The sequence below is a fragment of the Bradyrhizobium zhengyangense genome (assembly GCF_022012435.1).
In the GTDB taxonomy this organism is placed as follows: domain Bacteria; phylum Pseudomonadota; class Alphaproteobacteria; order Rhizobiales; family Xanthobacteraceae; genus Bradyrhizobium; species Bradyrhizobium zhengyangense.
Window position 1 is genome coordinate 171607 of sequence record NZ_JAKLUA010000011.1, and the last position, 19546, is coordinate 191152.

Consider the following 19546-nt stretch of genomic DNA (forward strand, 5'->3'; position numbering starts at 1 on the left):
CTCGTCTGTGCTCAGCACGAAGTCCCCGCAACACGAAACGCAGTTAGCAATGCTCGGGCACTTGCTGCCGGATCAGTGTTTCCGTCGAAGCGATCTCATCGCCTGCTGACGCCGGCCGACTTACGCCACTCAACTTAGCGGGCAAGCTGTCATTCGGCATGCAAAATTGGATGCTGAAGGGATCAATTGTGACGCCGAATGACAATAGCGGATTCGACGAACTCGACCTCGCTCTCCGTCTCGTCCTGCAAGCCATTGAGCAATGAGATCACCAGCTCACCTTGTTTTCTCCCGTCGGACTCATAAGGCGTGCGGCAGTCATGGAAACGTCTGATCGAGGAGCGCAGTCTGTTCAATTCTGCGCACTGCCGGTCCAATCGCCGACGAGGGTGGGCCAATCGATCGGACGTGGGTTCTTGCCGATCCAAACGTCCCAGAAATCTGGGTCTGACGATTGCGGCCGATGTGCCTCGGCAAGTTCATCCATCTCCACGAGCAAAGGAATCGGCGTGGCCCATCCCAGCAAAATTGCCTGACGGGATGGTAGGCTAGGTAGCTCCTTTAGCAAGCCCGCCACATTGTCGGGAACGAGACGTCCAACTAGCGCCTGATCGAGGTCGTTTACGATCCGGTGCAGTAGGAAAGTATTGCACTGTGCAAGGATCGTGGGCGAGAGCTCCGATGGGCGTTGTGACGATAGCATCAATCCAAGACCAAACTTGCGACCTTCGCGCGCGATCTTTTCGAACGTCTCGCGACAGAGCTGGGTCGGGTTTTCTGCCGGCCCATCTTCGTTGGCGCCTCGCCGAACAAAGTTGTGTGCTTCCTCTAGAACCAAGGTCGTGGGCAGAGGTTTGCCATCAGGATGAAGCCGTCGGTAGCGCTGCAATGCCTCAAACGTCAGCCGTCCCAGAACCGCAACGACTACGTGGATTATTTCTGAAGGCACCAACGAAAGGTCAACGATTGCGACCTGTCCGTTGGCCGAGGCGTTGCTGCCCACGAACGCGTCAAGCCAGGCATCGAAGGTGATCGCCGGGTCACTTCCAATCACTTGACCGAGTCTCGGGTCCGACATCATGCCGCGGATGCGCATGCCGAGCGTGCTGATGAATCCGGCCAACGCACCTCCCTCCGTCGCTGCTATCCTCTCAAGGTGCTCTGGCAGCATGTGTACGTCGAATGGTATCGGTGCATCTTCCGTAAGATGCGCGATGGCGAAAGCATCCTCTACCAGATCTACGAAGCTCTGCAGTGACCTCCGCACCGCTTCCATGTCCTGTACTGAGAAGGAGTTGAACCAGTCTCCTGACCGACGGGAATTAGCGATAGTTTCGATAATGCTGCTTATCTCTTCCAGAGCTGTCTTGTGCTCACCATCAACGGATTCCGTCATATTGCTGCAGTCTGATGCAATGTTGTCTAGCAGTTCGCCGCAGCGCCGCCGATTGCTTGCGCTGCCAGCGTAGGTCGCGGCACCTTCGGCCAACATAGCGGCGATCATGATGCGATAGGAATACAAATGCCGCCTGACGATAGTTTGGCGAGGCGTCCCCGCCAGCTGCCCGTTCTTTAGTTCACGAAGCGCTTGGAGCAGCAGGGGCCGCTGCGCTCCGGGTCGTGCGAACGATACCGCGGTCCACTCGTGACCGTTCCAGAGCCAGGCCGGCAGACGGAGCGCGCGTTCACCCCTGTTGAGGTCGATGGGCGGGACACGAAACAGGCGGATATTTCCGCCCCTATCTGCAAATGCTTTGGCGTACTCCCCATTAGGATCAAGAATAATAAACCGCGCATTCGGCTGTTCTGTGCCATTCTCAAGAGCGGCCTGCGCCGCATCGAGTGACCAGCGGATCAGCCCAGCGACGGAGCAGGATTTTCCACTACCGGTGTTGCCGAGTACGGCGACGTGCCGCCCGAAGATCTTATCGGGATCGACCATAATTGAGGTATCTGCAGCCAGCGGTGACGAGCCGATGCGAACGCGGCGGTCCTTGTCCTTTGCTCCGACGATAGCTGTGATTTGTTCCGGCGTTGGGATTGGTATCTGATCGCCTACCGAAGGGAACGCAACGATTCCTCGACTCAATTCGAACATACTGCTTCCCTCGCGTCGGTTTCGAGCGACAGACAGGGTGCCGATCGGAGTGAGCGACATCTTCCGCAGAGGGAATGGCAGATCGATCAGGCCGAAATCCTTAAGCCCCGACCGTTTGGGGTACGGCGATCGTTCAATCCCGATCCACGTGACGTAGGCGACGGTAGCACCAGCCTCATTCGGTATCAGCACGTAACTATTGAGCCTTGGGAAGCTCATCGGTGTGCCGGTGTTGAGCGCAGTAGCCTGTGGCGCATCGAGATCGAGCAGCACACGGATCTCATCCGAGGAGATCGACTCGACCGTGCCGATGACCAGTTCAGCGAGCCGTTCGATCGGGGAGCTCACGTTCCTCCTCCAGAGCCCGCTGGCGGCTGACTCGGTTCGGCTGGCGCCAGGCCCGCAGCGGCATCTGCGAAAGCGCGGTTCTTCAGCAAGTCAGACATACGCCCGGTGATGTAATCGAGCGCGGGCTTTGGCAGATAATCGTCGACGAGGTGCTGGAGGCTTCCGAAATGGTTGCCGGCGAGGAGGCTGACTTGTGCAGGACGAGTTTGATTGAGAAATCCCTTGATGCGATCGTCTAGTTCAAAGGCGATGATCACGAGGTGTGCGGACGGAACCGACAGCATATCGAGCAGAACACGGTTGATGTGGTCATCACCGAACCCGTAGCCGTAGGTCACCACCACCGAGTTGGGTCTGCAAGTTGCCGAGGCGAAATCACGGAATAGCTCCGCATAAGGATATTGGGTGGTCTCCACGTCCTTAGCCGGATTAGGATAGATCATCACGGTATCAACTGGAGAATCTGGTAAGCTCGGATGATCGTCGTCGGCACCAAATGGTGTCTCTGACCGATAGATCCGATGCGCGATGGGGTCGAAGCGCCAATCAAGGCTGCCGTGGAGCTTGGTCAGACGGACGACGCCTTCCATAAAGCGCGGCTCACCGCGGATCCCGGGTGGGTTGTAATGATAATCGAGCTCGATCCGAGTGTTGCGGAACAGTGGACGCAAGCTCCCCACAAAGCGATCAATGATCCGTAGCCCCGCTTGATCGCAGCCATGTTCGATCAACCGGTCGTAGTTGGTCGTGAAGATATGTAAACGCTCGCGTGAAGCGGCGCGGCTGACGAAGCTGAGCAGAAATGACTGCACCGTCGCCAGTGCTGATGCACTGTTTGCTTCGAAAATACCTCGCTCGGTAGCAAGCAGTGAGGTTAGGAATGTCGCGATTGCGGAGTTAATGTCGTCGCGAACACCTTGCGCCGACCCCTTATCGATGATGTCAAGACCATCGAGCACAGCAATGGCGCTACGCAACTGATCTTCGATGTTAGCTTGACCGCGACCCATCTTTTTGGCGCTTGCGGTCGCGTGACGAGGATTGCCTTGGCATGTTTCGACTTCCCCGTCGCAATCGCCATACCCGTCGCCTTGACGCCGGCAGCGAAGCCCACAGCAATGGTAAAGCCGCTGCCAAGCAGGAGGTTCAGATGCTCAGCTTGGAATACCGCCGAGAGCCACGGCTCGATCTTTCGGCGGTGTAGCGCGATGAACCGATCAAGTTCGTCTGCGCTTTCTGGGATGCTATCGAAGGTCTCGCTCGATGCACCAACCCGGTAACCGTGCGCCTTCCACTCCATGGACCCTCGCGACGAGTTGCAGGACCGACCTGAGTCCCCGCTAGTAAGTCTTAAAGCAACATAATCAGAGGTTGCAAGGCGGGCAGGTAGTCAAAGTGAAAAAGGTAAGCAGCGAAGCGGCGAGGGGATGAAGGGCATCGAGATTAGCTTCCTCGACTAATCGCTTGAACCGGTGAGGAGACGAGATCTGACGAGGAGTGCCGCTATCCTGGCTCCCTCACGCCTCCAGCTTCAGTCGATCCCGTCCGCCGGCTCGGGTGGAGGCGGCGGGAGCGAGGTATGCTCTCCGACTCGAGCTCGCCATCAGCTTCCGCCATCATCCCACCTTTCGTTCAGGAGCGGCGTGGCTCTCAAGCAGTGGCATATCCAGGCTCGGAATCTCTGGCATGGCTTTGCCGGCGATCGCCTGCAAATCGCCCACCATGCCAACGGTCGACTCCACCACGGCGAGGATCTGAGTTTCGCGCTTGGCCCATTGCCGGCCCATGAACTTGCGTTCCTTGTCCAGGTCGTCGCGCATATCGTTGAATTTCTCAACCACAGCTTCTACCCGCTGCCGAAACTTCGTGCCGGTCAGGTAGTGATAAACCTGCTCCATCTTGGTCTGCTGACCCTGCTGAACGAGGCGCGATCCGCTTACGTCGATCAGCCCCTGGCGCAGCGCCACGGCGACCGGCAATGCGCAACGCGGATGGGCCACCCATACGCCGTCGACTAGGTCAAATTGCTCGACGTGCTTCGGCAGCGCATGAGAGATGATCAGAGCGACGTCGGCGGCGGAACGACGCTGGTCGTCACGCAGTTTGGCAAGCCATCCGTCACTCCATGCCTTGGTTCGCTTGGTTTCCCAAAGGATGATGCCGGCAGGTTTGCCAATGGCGCCATTTATCTGTTGAATAACGTCCGCCCCAAGCTCACCTTTTCCAACCGGCTCAATCGAATCGGTCGGAAAACGTCCGCGCAGAAGCTCTTCGAGCTCGAGCTCGAGTACTTCCCCTTGGGATTGCTGTGATCCCTGCTCGGCCTTGCGCTTGAGCTCCTCGATCGTTCGAGACATCGACTCGATAGTCTGGTCCTTCTCTGCAACGCGTAAGCGCGCAGCCTCGTCGGCTTCCTGCCTGGCCTTGATCTGGATTTCGCTGATTGAGGCCTGCACGCGCTTCTCTATTGTCAGGTCGAGCTCGCGCTTTTCCCCCTCGAGTGCGCGCTGCTGTCGCATCAGTTCGGCTTGCTGCTTTTGGGCCTCGGCAAGCTTTGCGTTGTTGGTAAGCAGGTTGGCTCGCAGCTCCGCGGCTTCCGCTTCCTTCGCCTGCAGCTCGGCCGCGGCCGCCTCTCGCGCCTTCTTGCTTTCGGCCGCGACCAGCTGGGCACGTTCGGCGATCAATCGTTTCGCAACGTGGTCCTCGATTTGCTCGCGGTCCTTAGCGACCTGCTCGCGTTCCAGCCGCAGTGCCTCGGTCTTACGCTCCATCTCTGCATCTTTGCTGGCCAGCTGCTGTTGAAAGCGCTGACGAATTTCAGCGAGGAGGGGAGCGGCCAATGATTCCGTCAACCGGATCTCGTGATTGCAGTTGGGACAATGCAGGGTAGGTTCGTGTGAAGCGCCGGCTGCGGTTACTTTGAAACTCATGAATTCCCCCGTCATCGTAGAGCAGGATTGAACACCATCCGCGCGCGATTGCGATGTCGCCGCTCTCGATGTCCACATCCGCGTCGCCGATATCGACCTGGCCGGGGGATTTTCCACGGAAGGCATCACGACATGTCGACGTAAGGCCACGCCTCAGGGCGAGCCGTTCTATTGGGAATATATTCTAGATGAGAACAAAACAGGATCAAGCGCCAATTGGCTGCGCAGGCTGGTGGAATAACCCTGTCGTTCCATCCAGGCAGCATCGACCAGAAGCCCCTGAGGGAGAGTCCTTTCGAGCTTGTTTAGCTTTCTGTCCTTTTGCTCAGCCATACTAAGTAAATTAGCACTTTTCCAAACCAACCCGAGGGAATCCTCTATTTTACGTAATCTGACTGGGCAAAGACGCCGAAACAGCCGGAAATCTCGCGATGGCTCCTGGAAGAGGCCCATCGCGTGGTGCTTCGCTGCTCCGATATGTTCCGGCGCCGAAATTAGACGGCCGTAAGGAATATGAGTCATATTTCTTACGCGGTCTTGACTTTGTAAGATTTAAGGCGCAAATTTCTTACAAGGGAACCGTAAAATGGCTAGCACAGCGAACCAGATATACGATCGGATGAGCCATGACCCTCAGCCGAGCAAGGTATGGACCGCACGCGATTTTGCGGACACCGGCACTCGATCGGCTGTCGACGTCGCCCTCCACCGCCTCCGGAGTGACAACCGCATCAGGCGCATCGACCAAGGTCTCTACGATCTTGCTCGCACCAACCAACTGACGAAGAAGATTTCGCCACCGGACTACAAGTCGGTGATTCAGGCGGTCGCGAGACGGGACGGCGCCAAAGTACTGGTCGACGGAATAACCGCCGCCAACAACTTGGGACTTACCAACGCCGTCCCGGCGAAGGTGGTCGTGTGGACGGACGCCCGCGTGAAGCCGATCCAACTCGACCAAATGGTCATCGACTTCAAGAAAGTCGCGCCAAGTCGACTTCTGTGGGCTGACCGCCCGGCCGCGCAGTTGGTGCAAGCTCTGATTTGGCTGCGCGACGTTCTTCCTTCGGATGGCGACAAGATCGCAAAGCGCCTCAAGTCCATCCTGAACGACGGCGACGACGGGCACCGCATGCGAAAGGATTTGCAGGACCACTTGGGTGATCTCCCCGACTGGCTCGTTCCTATCGTAAAAGATATCCTCAAGTCCGACGCAACGGCGCCAGATCCGCTCCCGCCGATCCGCGGCCAATGAGATGCGATCATGACCGACCTGCCGCAGATCATTCGAGCAAGCGCTGAAGACCGGCGGGGACTGTTCCAACAAACCGGACAGCGTCTCTCGTGCCCCCCGGAGAACATCGAAAAGGACTTTTGGGTCTGTTGGATCCTCGACGCGCTCTACAACAAGGCGGGCATCGAGCAGCGTCTGCTTTTCAAGGGCGGCACGTCACTCTCGAAGGCCTTCGATCTGATCCAGCGGTTCTCGGAAGACATCGACATCACCGTATTCCGCGACGACCTGCCCGGCGAAAACTTCCCGTCAGATGACGATCTCCGCGCGATGGGATCGAACGAACGCAAGCGAAAGCTTGACGAAATAAAGGAGCGGTGCAGCAGTTTCATTAACGGCGAATTCCAGAACGCGCTGACGAACTTCGCCGCTGGTGAGCTCGAAGGACTGACGTTCAAGATCGAGCCCGATCCGGACGACCCCGACGCTCAATCCCTGCTCTTCCACTATCCAAGCGCATTCGCGGATTCCGACGAGCGGTACGTCCGACGCGTCGTGAAGATCGAATCCGGCGCTAAGTCGGCGCTCGATCCGCATGAGACGAAAACGATCAGTCCATATTCTGCCACCGACACCGACGGCCTGGACCTCACCGTGCCAAACGTGCTGACGATCAAGCCCGAGAGGACGTTCTGGGACAAGATCATCATCCTACACGGACAGCGACACTGGTTCCAGAACAGAGGGGAGCTCTACAAGGACGGGCAGCGATTGTCGCGCCATTACTACGACATATTCCGGCTTCTGACCTCCGAACACGGCGAAGCCGCACTTAAAGATCTGGAGCTCGCGGAAAGCTGCGTTCGCCATGCCCGCCTCTACTTCAACCGGAAGCCTCTCGATCTCGACCAGGCGACTCCCGGAACGTTCGGTATCGTACCGGTCGACGGCATGCTCGAACCTTTGAAGGCGGACTACCAGAAGATGGCCGGCATGATCTTCGGAGGATCCCTTCTTTCGAGGATATCCTCGGCAAGATTAAAGCAGCCGAAGCGACCTTGAACGCCACCTGACCAAAGTCTCAATCGGTCCTCCACCGGCTACAACCCTGCCGATGGACTTGCCGACGTGCCTGCCGTCGGCGGCCGTCGCGAAGTCGGGTACCCACATCATCGGCGAAACCCGGTGGAGCGATTGAAAACGAGTTCGCTGGACGCTTAGCCTCGATACGGCTTCGATGCCAGGCGCACGCCGCCGTCAGGGATTCCTAAGTTCGGACGGGCAAAAGGCTGCACTTGACGATTGCGAAGAATGTGCGACCATAGGTTGTTCACGGAAACGGGGCGGGAGGAAGCCATGGCGCGAAAGCCGACCAAGAAGCCGAAGGTGAGCTTGATCGTCTCCGACGACAAGGACGTAAAGTTGAAGGTCCGACCCGGCAAGCTGCACGTCGTTCAGGTCGAAACTATCACTCCGGATCTGAAGAAGGCCGGTCGCGTCGGTGCTCGGCTTTGCGGGTACGGCACGAATATCTGCCTCGCCATCGTCGATATCGACAAGTGACTGCAGCGCGGCATCGTCTGCGATCATCGCGCTACAACTTCTGCGTCCCGCTAGGCGACGACAACGTCCTGTACAACGCGGGTACGGGCGCTTCGGTTCGGCTGTCGGGCCAGGACGCGCGCGAGCTTGCGCAGCTGCTTTGCGGTCCTCCGCGGAGGGTCGCCGCCAAGACGATCCCGCGTACGCTCCTCGCCACACTACGGCGAGGGGGCTTTCTCGTCGACCACGAATTCGACGAGCTAGACATGATCCGCGAGCGCTATTGGCATGCGCGTGGACGGACGCCTATGGTCATCACCCTCACGACGACGCAGGACTGCAACCTGGGTTGCTACTACTGCTACGAAGAGAGATCCCGCGATGCTCTCGCAGAAGGCGATGTTCCGGCGATAGTCGATTGGACCCGACAGCGCCTTGTCGCGTCGGGTAAGGACAGCCTTCACGTCGACTGGTACGGCGGAGAGCCGCTCCTCAACGTCGATTTCATCGATGCAGCGTCCGCTGCGCTTCAATCGTTATGCAAGGAGATCGGGGTAAGTTACTCCGCTTCCGTAATTTCGAACGGGACATGCTGGCCGGACGACATCGCCGGCTTCGTGAGGCGACACCGCCTCCGGCAGGTGCAGATTTCCTTTGACGGCCTCAAACCGAACCACGACAAGAGACGCCGATATAGAAGGGGCAGGGCGCCCGATCCGTCTGTCTCCTCGTTCGATCAGGCGACCGCGGTGGTCGACGGATTGCTCGAGGTGGTACGCGTCGACGTAAGGTTCAATGCCGATCACGGAAACCAATGCGATTTGGACGGCTTCATCGCCTTCTGCAAGGACCGCGGCTGGTTCGACAGAGCGTTTCCGTGCGTTTTTCAACTCGCACGGATATCCGACTTTTCCGAGCGCGCCGGATTTCTTAGCCGCACGAAGCTTTCTGAGGAAGAGTTTGAGAGACTTCGCGAACGGTCCCGGCAGATGGTCCCCGACGAAGCAACTCTCGACGAAACCACAACCCGCTCGCTCTATCCTTTGCCAAGGACCTCCGTTTGTGCAGCGCTGGCCAACGATTCGATCGTGATCGGAGCGGACGGCAATCACTATCGGTGCGGGCTTCAAGTGGGCGAGAAGGACCGCCCCGTCGCCATCCGCCGTGCCGGAGGCGACATGGTGCCCGGCCGCGATGCGGCCTGGTGGACCGGCTTCGACCCAACGCGGCAGCCCAATTGCAGCCGCTGCTCGTTCCTTCCGGTCTGTTGGGGCGGCTGTCCGAAGAAGCACTTGGAAGGCGACTCGCATTCCTTGCACGAGCAGAGCTTGTACTGGCGCAAAGCTTTGCCGCAGAAGATCGCCTGGCAATTCGGAGTGGCCCTCCAGGAAAGCGAATTCACATTCGCCGAGTCCGACCAGTTTAGGCCGGCTTCTCTCGACCCTTGATGTCCACCTGGTTCGGTACCGACAGCTGGACCTCGAATGGATGTCGAGTCCAAAGCTTTGGCAGAGACAAATGGTCCCTCCCGCAACTGCATCGCGTCGACAGCCGCAGAGCAGAAGTGCGCCTGCGACCGCAGTCCAGACATCGACAAACTAATGCAAACAATATTGCATAAGCGAAGATCAGAGGCGCGCAGAATGCCAGCACGCCGATAGCGAACTGAAGGCTCGATAGGCTTGCGATGGTGAACGCTCCGACCACCAGAATGGCGGCAACCGCGTCACCTATAGCGCTCCATTTGCCCGGCCTTGTTTCGCCGGTTGCGGCGATGCGGACGCCGTTCAGGAAGGCGAGCAGGCCGAGGATGGCGGCCGTCATGAGCGCGATGCGAGCACCCCCGATCAGCGTTCCGCTCCAAATCCGATCGGCGATCTGGTCGAGCGAAAATTCATGACGCCAGCCGTATAGGACTTCCAGCACGATGCGCGGGATCTGTGTGGCTAGACCCGCGACCAGAGCGTAGATCGGAACGAACAGGGCGTACCGACGTGGGTCCAAAAGCAGACCCAAACCCAACCTTGCAAGATCAGCGCGCAGAACGGCATACAGGAAGAGGCCGGAGGCGACAGTCAGGCCGAAATTCCAAGCCTCTCTCGCCACGCCGAAAAAGTCGCGCCAGCCCGCCGTCAGCAACAATGTCAACGGCTGCAAGCCCGACATGACCAACGGATACAGGATCACCGAAATCAGGATCAGGTCACGATTTCTGATCACGCGGGTTCGTGCGGCCGGATCAGGATGCAGATTGAAGAAATCTTTGAAGGCGTCGAACGGCCGGAACGCCGGCGGCTGCTGGGCGGCGAAGACGTCGGCCAAGGCGTCCGTTCCGGCAAGTTGGGAGCCGCGGAAATCGTGGATGTGCTCGCGGCGAACGACGAAGAAGTATGAATAGACGAAAACGATCGCGCTCGAGAGGATCAGAACCGCGAACTGGGAGGACAGGCCGGCAAAGATAGCGCCATCGAAGACCGGAATGAAGCCTCCGAAAGGGGGATGGCTGCCGATGCCTCTGCGATCGATGAAACCGAGCACCAGGCAGAATATCGCGACCGCCCAGCCGAGCGTTCGAAAATGCAGGAGGATGCCGCGTCTTGCCCAAATTTCAAGCCAGGTTTCGCCAAGTTCGAGGTGCGATACTTCATGCCCAATCATGGCTTCGAAGGCACGTGGTTGATCGCGTTGTCTAGCACGCTGATTGAGACCGACGACGACCGCATCGCCGGACGGCGTCACGCGTTCTCTGGCTTCCAACGCGTCACCGTTCTTCGGAGTGTACAGGAGGCGAGGCTGCGAACGCAGGGTCGAACGTGCCGCGATCTGCTCCAGCGTTGATCGGATGGGATCGAAGGACGGGTTCACGGCAAGTCGTTCTAGTTTCGACGCGGCATTCGTTCCGTTTCGCCATCGGTACAGCGATGCAGCTGCGATGACGATCGCGCCAAGCACGGTCAGGCCGATCATCGAAAGCACGACGTTCTGATGGATGACGTCGCCCATGTACCGTATCGGGTAGCCCTCCCATAATTTTGCGAGAAAAAGATACTGCAGACAAACCGAGATGATGATCGCCGCCGCGGCGGGGCCGTCGGAAATGCCGAGGCGGCGCAGCAAACTCCTGGGATGGGTCCCCTTCATTTCTTCGGGCCAACCTTGGCAAACAGCTTGGCGAAACCGGCCTCGAGTTTAGCCTTCTCGGCCGCGGAGAAGCGGCTCTTATTGATCGCCGACGACACTTCCTTGCGAAGCTTCTCCACGTCGTCCTTCCTGGCACGACGATCCAGCACCCGATCGAGCAGGGACCCTATGGCCGTCTTTACTCTGTCCTTCACGACGTCCTTGGCGACGTCCCCGAAGAACGCCAGAAGAAACGGAGCGACCATGGCGGCGAAAGTCGCGACTTCGGCCCCGCCGATGAAGCGGCCCTCATCCTGTGCGTCCGCGCGATGCCATTCTTCCACCAGCGCATCGAAGCCGTCTTCCACGACGAACGTGTCGTCAGGCTCGACCTCGGCGACGATAGCAAGGGCCCATTTCTTGAGGTTTTCACTATTCACTTCCGTCATGATCTCTCTCCAAGGAAAGGCAGTGCAGGTGCCGCCATCGACATGGTCCGTCAGCAATTGTTGCCGGAATGCTGCGGCGCGGCAATGCACAGCCGAGCAATAGGTCTGTCGGCCAGAGGATCGTTGAGAACAAGGCCGGGTGGGCGGCCCCATTCGACCTGCTGAAGGAAGGGCAGGTTCACCTCCGCCTTGGAGTTGCAGGCTTTGAGGGGAGCCACTAAGGCCGAGTTCGAGTGGCTCCAGCCGGCGAAGTCGACCGAAAAGCAATATTCTCGTGGCATCTGCTCCGTACTGTCGTCGATTGTAGCCAAAAGAGTATTTATCGACCGGCTTCCCTGCGGAGTGATCAGCTTCCCACCGACCATCAGCCTGTATTTGATTCCAACGAGGATATCCGCGATGTCCGAATGTACGGTTTGTCCACTCCATTCGATGACCGTGCGTACCCGGTTCTTACCGCGATAATTCCGGTTGCTCGCGACGTCGTGGAGATCGTCGGCACTGAAAGTCACGCTCCGGACGTCCGCCAATACCGCCTTCTTGCTCGTTCTCGCATTCGTGTCGACGTTCTCTAGGAAAACGCTGACGCTTTCGGTCAGCCCCTTCGCATCCCATTCGACCTTCACCAGATCGAGAACGGTCAGCGCGAGGTCGGCGTTCGCACGTGCGGCAACGGGCGGTCTGGCCACGATTGACAGGGGCTCAGGCCTTGCGATGAGCCAAATGCCGAGGCCGACGAGTGCGGCGCAGACTAGAAGCACTATCAAGGTCAAGACGTTATGGAGAATGACGATGAGGCGGATCAGTTTCACGTCCTGATCGTTCACCACACTGCGGACGGCCGTGTCCCGTTCGATCAATTGACCGATGCGCGTCGGCGTGAGCGATGCGTAATCCTTGATGTCGACATTTGGAGCGGCGCGCAGCTTATCGACGACGCCCTTCATGAGGTCACCGCCGATGCGGTACTGGCCGGCCCAGAGATAGACGAAGAAGCCCACGATGCCGAGAACGGCTGGCAATCCCTTCAGAAAAACGAATGCATCCACGTCGATTGTCTCCGCACGGTAGAATTTTGCTCAATTTTCGCTTGCAGGACAAGTCCGGCGCAATCTAAGTGAATCCATGGTCGCGCGGGAGGAAAGGCTGCGACATTCGTGCATGGTATTAGATTTTAACGGAGATTTGTGAGGGGCGTGGGGACAGATGAGCGTTCACAAGATTCGCTATGTAGTCCGGCCGCCCAGCGCCTGCCCAAAGGAGTTGCTTTCCGGCATAAGTCCCGGCGGCCAATGCGAGGTGGATACCGATTTCGTGGCCGCATGTGCCATCGGAGAGCTCCTTCAGACCGGTGGCGGATCGAGCAGGCCATTGGCCCTGCTGTTCGAAGAGCTCCTCGTCCCCGGCGGAGACGGACTCATTTGGAAGGGCAAGGGGCCTGGCCGCGGCAAGGAGATGCGGCGCGCGTTTTCGGGGTTGTTCGGGCGATTTTTCGCCCGGGCTTACCTCGCCCGATACCACGGTTTCGATTGGTTCACACCGATCGACGGAGATCCAACGAACGTCTCGAAGCGTCTGCGTGTCACCAGACTAGCCGGAAAGGGGACCGAGCTTCCGGATTGGATCTGCGGCTCCGGATCGGGTCGAGTTGCGGTCGCCGAGGCAAAGGGTACCAGTCAGGCATCGAACGGCACCGGCACCGGGTTGCCTGGTCCTATAAAAACTGCCGACGGCCAACTCAAGGGAGTCGTGGTCGAGAGATTGCGGAACGTGGCCGGGAAGGAATAGCTGGACCGCGGTTCGCGCAAAGGGCTGGGCGGTCATGTCGCGTTGGGGGGTCGAAATCCCACCACGAGGTGCTTTCCTCTACGTGCTGGATCCGGACACGCACGGCGAACCCCCGTCGGCCCACGAACGGGACGATATAGTTCAGGACATTGCCCGGGCTCATGTCGGCTACCTTCTGGCCGGCATGGGGTTCAGCGAGATGGCATCGCAGCTCTTGGCGGAGCACGTTGCCGGCGGCAACAGGCCTCTGGAGGGAGCGTTCCTCGGGTCTGACGGTGAGGACTCCGCCACCTATCTAGGCGTACCCGTTGGGCCGCTTGGCGTGCTGCCGTTTCCCCTCGGTCAAGCTCAGACCCTCGCCCAAGCGATGCCGAACTCGATCCGGTTCGTAGGGGTCGATGCGGATGTCATCCGGAGAGCTCTCGCAGGCCAACGCCTCGACGCGAGGGCGCGCCGCAGCGACGGACCGGTTCAGATCGGCGGAGACGGTCTGCTCTATGCTCCGATAGATCGCGTTGCGCCGCGTTCCTTGGCGATCTGACGGAAGGACGATCCCTCTCGTTCGATAGATAGGGCAGGTTCCGACACTTGGAGCTCGAAGACAACCGAGGACTGAAATGCCCCAGCCAGAATGGGAGCGATACAAGATTGCCGACAAGTACGCCGAACTCACTACCGTGCGGCATATCGTGCACCTGCCTGTCGCCCGCCGGATCATCGAGGACGGACGGATAAAGTCCGGGCTTGTCTTCGACAAGAGCCGGCTCAACAAATCACGCATCAGCGTCACCTGGCTGTCGGCCAATAATTGGTCGCTGGGGTCACTCTATGGGACCGTCGAATTTCAGTTCGATTGGGAGAAACTCGTCAAACACAAGAAGATCTACTGGGTCGAGGCGATGCCGAACTACCACCCGCCGGCCTTCCGTTTTCTCATGGCGTTCGAGGATATCGCTTCGCCGTTGGTGACGAAGTACGATCCGGAGAAGGATGACGGCCCATTGAGGCGTGTCGACGGGAAGTGGCGGTGGCATCCGGATTTCTGTTCAGAGTTTATGGTTGCGGATGATTTTCCGTTGTCGGACATCTCGGGATTGGACTTCGTCCGGCATCACCAGAATTACTGTCGAACCAAGCCGGATTGCTTCGAGAAAATCGCAGACCCCTCGCCTCAGACGACGTCAGGCAAGCTTTTGTCCTACGTTCTGGCGCATGGAGTCCACGCCTTGGACAAACACATGCAACCGGATGGCAGCGGAAGGAATCGGCTCCTCGACATGGCCAGCGCCTGGTTGTCGATCGGTTTCAATCAGGTGGAATATGCTGGATCGGTCGCCTCGAACGAGGATTGCGATTCCGTCATGAAGGGCGCATTGGCGCTCTTCGCAGTCGATAAAATGGATGACGGCAAGAGGCTTTTGAAGCTGATCGCAGGAAGCGCGCAATCTGTTTCCGCACTCACTAGGCTGATCCGAATTCATTTCGGCTCGCCTACCTGGGACTTCGGCTTGTGATTTGCGGGAGATCAGCGCTTGCGCCGGCTCAACCGATCTTGCCCATGGCGACGAGGTGCCCGTCGGAGCCGATCTCACAGTACGTCGCGGCTGTACCGACTATGATGAATACCAAAGGGTCGGACTTGTGCCTTCGCAACTGCTTGCGCCACGACCGCCGGTCGACCCAGGACGGCGTTGGATGCCGCTCGGGATGGGTGTGCCACTCGCCCACGAAGTTCACGGCCCCTCCACTTTCGAACCACTCTCTGCTCGCGATTTCCTGATGGCCCTTGTCCTGCCGCACGAATCCGAAGCGGGTGCGGCGGTCTTCCGGCATCGGAGTCGTGCACTTCAATACTTCGACGTGCGGGCCTCGGTAGCGTCCCAAAAGTATGCCGCCGGCCTCGCGATCCGACTCCGGCGGAGCCGCGAAGCGCGCGAGCTCTTGCGCGACGGCGTCGGCGAGGGTCACCAGACGGCCCTTCGCGAGAAAGATCATGCGCTTCCGCCGCAGGCGGGACACTTGACGACCCGCTTGGGATTGCCGTCCTTCACCTCGTTGGCGGTCCGATGATCCATCGTGAGAGACCGCCAGCGATGACGCTCGCCGTTGTTCGCCCAATCGAGAACCATGTCGCACGCGAGGCCGGCCGCGCTAGCCGCCCGCGACACGGGGAAGGGGATGTAGTGGGCGTCTCCGCACGCGAGATTCCGGGCGGTCTCGATTTCCACTCCCTCGCGTAGCAGCCGGAATCTCTTCTCGCCTGCGAGCTCAACCTTCAGACACTTGAAGCAGGCGAGATCGGGATCGTGCGACATGAAGCCGACGGCGGCGGCACCGTTTCCTTCGAGCCAAGTATAGAGGATCGGCGGGAAGTCAGGACGCTTTCTTACGGCGTAGTCGTTCAGCGCGATCGACAGCGCTTCTTCGCCTGTGGCATCGATGCACAGGTCGTACCGCTGCAGGATTGCCAGCTGCTTCATGATCGAATCGCAGCTGAACCCGATGTCCAGGTGCGGCAGCTGCTGGCCCAGAAAATCGGCGCAGGCTTCGGCCTTGTTCCACGTGAGATACGGCGCGCCGAGGAGGTGCCGGCCGAGATTCGCGCCCTGGAGTTCGTCGTCGTCGACGAGCATCAATCTTCCGCCGCCGGCGCCGGCACCGCTTTGAGCCAGGTGCTGCGCAAGAAATCCGCCGACCGTTCCGCATCCGATCAGCAGGATGCGCTTTCCTGCGAGGTTCTTCATGTGACCGAGATTCCTCGAAAAGACATAGCCTTCATCGGCGGGGACTCCCACATAGCCCGAAATTTCGACAGCGGCCGGTATCCGATCGAGCGTTCGCGCGATGCTGGCTCGCCTGTTCTTCAGGAATTCCGGCGTCCGATAGGGTTTGGCGATCTCCGCCGATACGAAGAACCTTCCGTTCGGCGCGGACAGGCAGATCCATTGGATGTGGAGATCTTTCGTCCTGGCGAACGCCGCTTCGATCGATCCGAGCGCATTGGGGGCCATTTTCTTCAGCCAGCCGTTGAGCTGCGCCAGATCCTTGGGCGGCCACGGCAGCTTCGGATCGAACGAAAGCGGCGGCACCAGAATTATCGGGCAAAGGATACCTGGACCAGGATCCTTCACGGTGTTCCTCCGGTGCAGCTTCGCGAAACTTGTTTTGTCGTGGGAGACGACGATGGTTTTGTGCTCCGGATCGCGGTCCAGCCTGAGGATGTGGACCTTCGCGTCGCCTTCGAAAGAAGGGGGCAGATCGACCAAGACCTCGCCGTCCGACCAGTAGCCGCCGAACTCCTCGGCGAGGTCGTCGACCAGGCGGCCCCTTACGGCGTCACGCAGCACCTGGTCCGCACGCTCGAGGCACTGGATGATGGTCTCGGCGGGCTTGTAGCGGTCGAGCACGACGCTCTTGCGGTCGAGATAGCAGAACGTGCCGTCCGAGCGGAGCACATGCGGGACCTGCCCCTTCGATCCCGCTTCCGGGTCGGTCAGGCAAATGACCGGAGGCCTGATGAAGTCGAGGTCGTCGACGGATACGACCGCCGGGACCTTGAGTCCGGTCTCGTCGAGAAGGCCGATGTAGTGAAGGCCACGACGCGAAAAGTCGCGCCGGAAGTTGCGCTGACTGAAGGCGTCGTGAATGCGCCGGACAGAATCGTCGTCCCGCTCAGGCACTGGTCGATTTGCCGACCGTGGGGGCGGCGGCGATCCTCGGAGCATGCGAGCGTATCTCGGCATGCGCGGCCTTGGTGACGTCGACGAGATCGATCTGATCCGGAATGCGGTCACCGAACAATGCGGTCAGCCTTTCAATGGCTTCTTCGGGATCGAAGCACTTCTCGACGATCTCTGTGAGCTCCGCATCGAACTTCTTGGCCATGTCGATCGCGATACGGCGGCTGGCCGCACTCAGTCTGCCGTCGACGCGCTCGTCGCGGTCGGTGGGATTGTAGACCGGGCCTTCCAGCAGGCGCGGAAGACGTTCGGCGATCCGCAGCAGCGCCAGGTCGTCACGGCCGGGAACGTTCGGACGGCCGAGGTCCTCGCACGCTTCGAAGGCGCACACCATCAGAAGGATCGACGATACGTCGTCGAGATGGGGGCGGTGGTGGTCGCGCCAGGCCTTCAGGTACCGGCAGACGCGGCGAAGCACCGGACCATAGATCTTGATGGCCTCGACGAACCAGTCCCGGATCTTGCGCGGATCCGACGAGATCCAGTCGTGCTCGCGATGGGCGAGCAGGACGCAGTCCGACGGCAGCGCGTCCCAACGATCATCGCTGTCGACGCGCGCATCGCGGGCCATAGCGTCGAACGACTTCATCTGCTTCTCGAGCTTCTCGAATTCCGCATCTGGAATCGCGTACAGCGGCACGTCGATGTGCGAGTTCGACGAGATCACCAGCCGCGAGCAGGTCGGCTTCTTCCCGAACTGCCAGCCTTCTTCCTTCGCGAGCTTCTCGAGCGCGGCGTCAACCACCTTGAAGAAGGCGGTAGCGGCGACGGAAGGCCGCTGTACGCCCTGGATAAACGTCATCGGGAGGTAGGCGCCGTCGTCGAGGTCCATCTGCTGCGGCGGGGTCCAGCACGGATCGTTGATGGTCCGATATGCGAAGCTGCCCTGCGTGAAAAACCGGGGATGGACTGTCACGCCGAGCTCCTGCTTGGTCAAAGCCGCGAACGTCTTGCGCAGGCAATCTCGAACCTTCTCGCGCGCTTCCATGAGGCACGCGCGGTCGGTATCGGCGATGTTCAGGTTCTTCAGGAAACACGCCGCGTCGCCAGACGCGTGCAGCACTTTCGAGACGTTGGCCATGGCCGATCTCCATCTGGAAAAGCGAGGGAGATCTAGACGGTGGACAATGCCCTCCAGTCGCACAACCGCGCGAATCAGACTCTATCTTGAGAGTCCACTAGATTGTAGAACAGAAAATGAACATTTCATACGGGATTCCCGAGCCTCGGTGGATCTCCGATGCCACAGCGTGCTCCGAAACTAGAGATTGCAATGACTTTTCAGATACTTGCTCTCAGCGGCGGTGGCTTTCGAGGCCTGTTCACAAGTTCGGTCCTGGCGCGCCTGGAGGAGCAGGCAAAGCGCCCCCTTCACGAATGCTTTGACCTGATCTCGGGGACATCGGCAGGCGGCATTATCGCCCTCGGTCTGGCGATGGGAAAGAAGGCCGAGACGATTCAGGAGATGTTTCTCAAGCACGGGGAAGAGATATTCCCCCGCGGGGAGACGCCGAAAAGCCGGCTGGCGCAAATGCAGGCCCGGTGGTTCGAGTGGCGACATCCCAAGTACGACGGTACGGTGCTCCGGAGCAAGATCGAGGGCGTGCTCGGCGCCGACGCCAAGCTCGGCGACGCGAAGACGCGCGTGCTTGTTCCGACGGTCAACATGACCAAGGGAAGCGTCCAGATGTTCAAGACCGCGCATAATCCGAGGTTCATGACCGATTACAAGGTGAAGGCCGCGGACATCGCCATGGCGACGGCGGCCGCGCCGCTGTACTTCCCGATGGCCGAGATCGGGAACAGCTATTTCATTGACGGCGGCGTGGTCGCGAACGCACCTGACCTTTGTGCGCTGCACGAAGCTGTCCAGTTCCTGGATCAAAAGATCGAGGACGTATCGGTGATGAGCATTGGCACGACCACCAGCAAATTCTCGCTGCCGACGTCGGCGGGACGCAATTTCGGCCAAAGGGACTGGCTCGAGAACAACCGGCTTCCATCGACCATCATTTCCTCGCAGCAACAGCTGGTCGATTTCATGCTCAAGCATCAGCTCGGCGATCGCTACATCAGGTTCGACGAGCAGCCCTCCGCCGAGCAGATTTCCGATCTCGGGATGGACCTCGCGACCGAGAGCCGGCGGAAGACCCTGCTAGGGATGGCGGACGGTTGCTATCAAGCGCTGTGCAACGATAGGCGCGTCATCGATATGTTGGCACATCGGCCTACCAAGCCGACGTTCTATCACGTGTGAACTACGCAAGAGGGATCCAACGCGTAACATCGGCAGATTG

Annotated in this window: 16 protein-coding genes; 7 read left to right on the top strand and 9 right to left on the bottom strand. The window is 59.4% G+C overall.

Annotated elements, in window-relative coordinates; translation table 11 throughout:
• Positions 1-352: 352 nt before the first annotated feature.
• The 3 genes from L6637_RS28765 to L6637_RS28775 all read right to left on the bottom strand — a co-directional run bounded on the left by L6637_RS28765 (position 353) and on the right by L6637_RS28775 (position 5376).
• A complete protein-coding gene (locus tag L6637_RS28765) occupies positions 353-2446 on the bottom strand; it encodes an ATP-binding protein (protein ID WP_128929580.1) in 2094 nt (697 codons plus the stop codon).
• A complete protein-coding gene (locus L6637_RS28770; RefSeq protein ID WP_232995577.1) occupies positions 2443-3456 on the bottom strand; it encodes an SIR2 family protein in 1014 nt (337 codons plus the stop codon). The genes L6637_RS28765 and L6637_RS28770 overlap by 4 nt, the downstream gene beginning before the upstream one ends.
• 606 nt (positions 3457-4062) lie before the next feature.
• Complete coding sequence (locus tag L6637_RS28775) at positions 4063-5376, bottom strand: DUF2130 domain-containing protein (protein WP_128955173.1); 1314 nt, start codon at positions 5374-5376, stop codon at positions 4063-4065.
• Between the two features lie 586 nt (positions 5377-5962).
• On the opposite strand from L6637_RS28775, the gene L6637_RS28780 reads away from it, so the two are divergent.
• From L6637_RS28780 to L6637_RS28795, 4 genes are all read left to right on the top strand, one after another.
• Complete coding sequence (locus L6637_RS28780; protein ID WP_128929578.1) at positions 5963-6631, top strand: DUF6088 family protein; 669 nt, start codon at positions 5963-5965, stop codon at positions 6629-6631.
• A gap of 9 nt (positions 6632-6640) precedes the next feature.
• On the top strand, positions 6641-7672 hold the full coding sequence (locus L6637_RS28785; RefSeq protein WP_232995576.1) for a nucleotidyl transferase AbiEii/AbiGii toxin family protein: 1032 nt from the start codon (positions 6641-6643) through the stop codon (positions 7670-7672).
• Positions 7673-7966: 294 nt separating this feature from the next.
• Positions 7967-8173, top strand: coding sequence for a hypothetical protein (locus L6637_RS28790; RefSeq protein WP_050631493.1), 207 nt, complete (start codon positions 7967-7969; stop codon positions 8171-8173).
• Between the two features lie 245 nt (positions 8174-8418).
• Entirely contained in the window at positions 8419-9600 is a 1182-nt protein-coding gene (locus tag L6637_RS28795; protein WP_128929577.1) for a radical SAM/SPASM domain-containing protein, read from the top strand.
• Here the strand turns inward: L6637_RS28795 and L6637_RS28800 are convergent.
• Genes L6637_RS28800 through L6637_RS28810 form a run of 3 tightly spaced genes read right to left on the bottom strand, consistent with a single transcriptional unit; the run spans position 9575 to position 12770 of the window.
• Positions 9575-11269: a hypothetical protein gene (locus tag L6637_RS28800; protein WP_128929576.1), complete on the bottom strand. Its 1695-nt coding sequence runs from the start codon at positions 11267-11269 to the stop codon at positions 9575-9577. The two genes, L6637_RS28795 and L6637_RS28800, sit on opposite strands and share 26 nt — an antisense overlap.
• A 20-nt stretch (positions 11270-11289) precedes the next feature.
• Positions 11290-11778 carry a hypothetical protein gene (locus L6637_RS28805; RefSeq protein ID WP_128929575.1) on the bottom strand — a complete coding sequence of 163 codons (489 nt, stop codon included), beginning with the start codon at positions 11776-11778 and terminating at the stop codon, positions 11290-11292.
• Positions 11772-12770, bottom strand: coding sequence for a hypothetical protein (locus L6637_RS28810; protein WP_128929574.1), 999 nt, complete (start codon positions 12768-12770; stop codon positions 11772-11774). The genes L6637_RS28805 and L6637_RS28810 overlap by 7 nt, the downstream gene beginning before the upstream one ends.
• A 157-nt stretch (positions 12771-12927) precedes the next feature.
• On the opposite strand from L6637_RS28810, the gene L6637_RS28815 reads away from it, so the two are divergent.
• Both L6637_RS28815 and L6637_RS28820 read left to right on the top strand, forming a co-directional pair.
• Entirely contained in the window at positions 12928-13509 is a 582-nt protein-coding gene (locus tag L6637_RS28815; RefSeq protein ID WP_128929573.1) for a hypothetical protein, read from the top strand.
• 617 nt (positions 13510-14126) lie between these two features.
• A complete protein-coding gene (locus tag L6637_RS28820) occupies positions 14127-15023 on the top strand; it encodes a hypothetical protein (protein ID WP_128929572.1) in 897 nt (298 codons plus the stop codon).
• Between the two features lie 28 nt (positions 15024-15051).
• Here L6637_RS28820 and L6637_RS28825 read toward each other — a convergent pair whose 3' ends face one another.
• Genes L6637_RS28825 through L6637_RS28835 form a run of 3 tightly spaced genes read right to left on the bottom strand, consistent with a single transcriptional unit; the run spans position 15052 to position 18330 of the window.
• The gene (locus L6637_RS28825) at positions 15052-15504 is read right to left on the bottom strand and encodes a Mov34/MPN/PAD-1 family protein (RefSeq protein ID WP_128929571.1); all 453 of its coding nucleotides are present in this window, start codon (positions 15502-15504) and stop codon (positions 15052-15054) included.
• Positions 15501-17252 carry a ThiF family adenylyltransferase gene (locus L6637_RS28830; RefSeq protein ID WP_128929570.1) on the bottom strand — a complete coding sequence of 584 codons (1752 nt, stop codon included), beginning with the start codon at positions 17250-17252 and terminating at the stop codon, positions 15501-15503. Before L6637_RS28830 ends, L6637_RS28825 begins: the two co-directional genes overlap by 4 nt.
• Positions 17182-18330 carry a CBASS cGAMP synthase gene (locus tag L6637_RS28835; protein WP_128929569.1) on the bottom strand — a complete coding sequence of 383 codons (1149 nt, stop codon included), beginning with the start codon at positions 18328-18330 and terminating at the stop codon, positions 17182-17184. The genes L6637_RS28830 and L6637_RS28835 overlap by 71 nt, the downstream gene beginning before the upstream one ends.
• A gap of 192 nt (positions 18331-18522) precedes the next feature.
• Between L6637_RS28835 and L6637_RS28840 the strand changes: the two genes are divergently transcribed.
• A complete protein-coding gene (locus L6637_RS28840; protein WP_164934236.1) occupies positions 18523-19506 on the top strand; it encodes a CBASS cGAMP-activated phospholipase in 984 nt (327 codons plus the stop codon).
• Positions 19507-19546: the final 40 nt, after the last annotated feature.

What these genes read in the sequence shown, in the direction of transcription:
- L6637_RS28770 (WP_232995577.1), bottom strand. Translation starts at nt 3,456, where the DNA reads ATGGGTCGCGGTCAAGCTAACATCGAAGATCAGTTGCGTAGCGCCATT.
- L6637_RS28775 (WP_128955173.1), bottom strand. Translation starts at nt 5,376, where the DNA reads ATGAGTTTCAAAGTAACCGCAGCCGGCGCTTCACACGAACCTACCCTG.
- L6637_RS28780 (WP_128929578.1), top strand. Translation starts at nt 5,963, where the DNA reads ATGGCTAGCACAGCGAACCAGATATACGATCGGATGAGCCATGACCCT.
- L6637_RS28785 (WP_232995576.1), top strand. Translation starts at nt 6,641, where the DNA reads ATGACCGACCTGCCGCAGATCATTCGAGCAAGCGCTGAAGACCGGCGG.
- L6637_RS28790 (WP_050631493.1), top strand. Translation starts at nt 7,967, where the DNA reads ATGGCGCGAAAGCCGACCAAGAAGCCGAAGGTGAGCTTGATCGTCTCC.
- L6637_RS28795 (WP_128929577.1), top strand. Translation starts at nt 8,419, where the DNA reads ATGATCCGCGAGCGCTATTGGCATGCGCGTGGACGGACGCCTATGGTC.
- L6637_RS28815 (WP_128929573.1), top strand. Translation starts at nt 12,928, where the DNA reads ATGAGCGTTCACAAGATTCGCTATGTAGTCCGGCCGCCCAGCGCCTGC.
- L6637_RS28820 (WP_128929572.1), top strand. Translation starts at nt 14,127, where the DNA reads ATGCCCCAGCCAGAATGGGAGCGATACAAGATTGCCGACAAGTACGCC.
- L6637_RS28825 (WP_128929571.1), bottom strand. Translation starts at nt 15,504, where the DNA reads ATGATCTTTCTCGCGAAGGGCCGTCTGGTGACCCTCGCCGACGCCGTC.
- L6637_RS28830 (WP_128929570.1), bottom strand. Translation starts at nt 17,252, where the DNA reads ATGCCGAGATACGCTCGCATGCTCCGAGGATCGCCGCCGCCCCCACGG.
- L6637_RS28835 (WP_128929569.1), bottom strand. Translation starts at nt 18,330, where the DNA reads ATGGCCAACGTCTCGAAAGTGCTGCACGCGTCTGGCGACGCGGCGTGT.
- L6637_RS28840 (WP_164934236.1), top strand. Translation starts at nt 18,523, where the DNA reads ATGACTTTTCAGATACTTGCTCTCAGCGGCGGTGGCTTTCGAGGCCTG.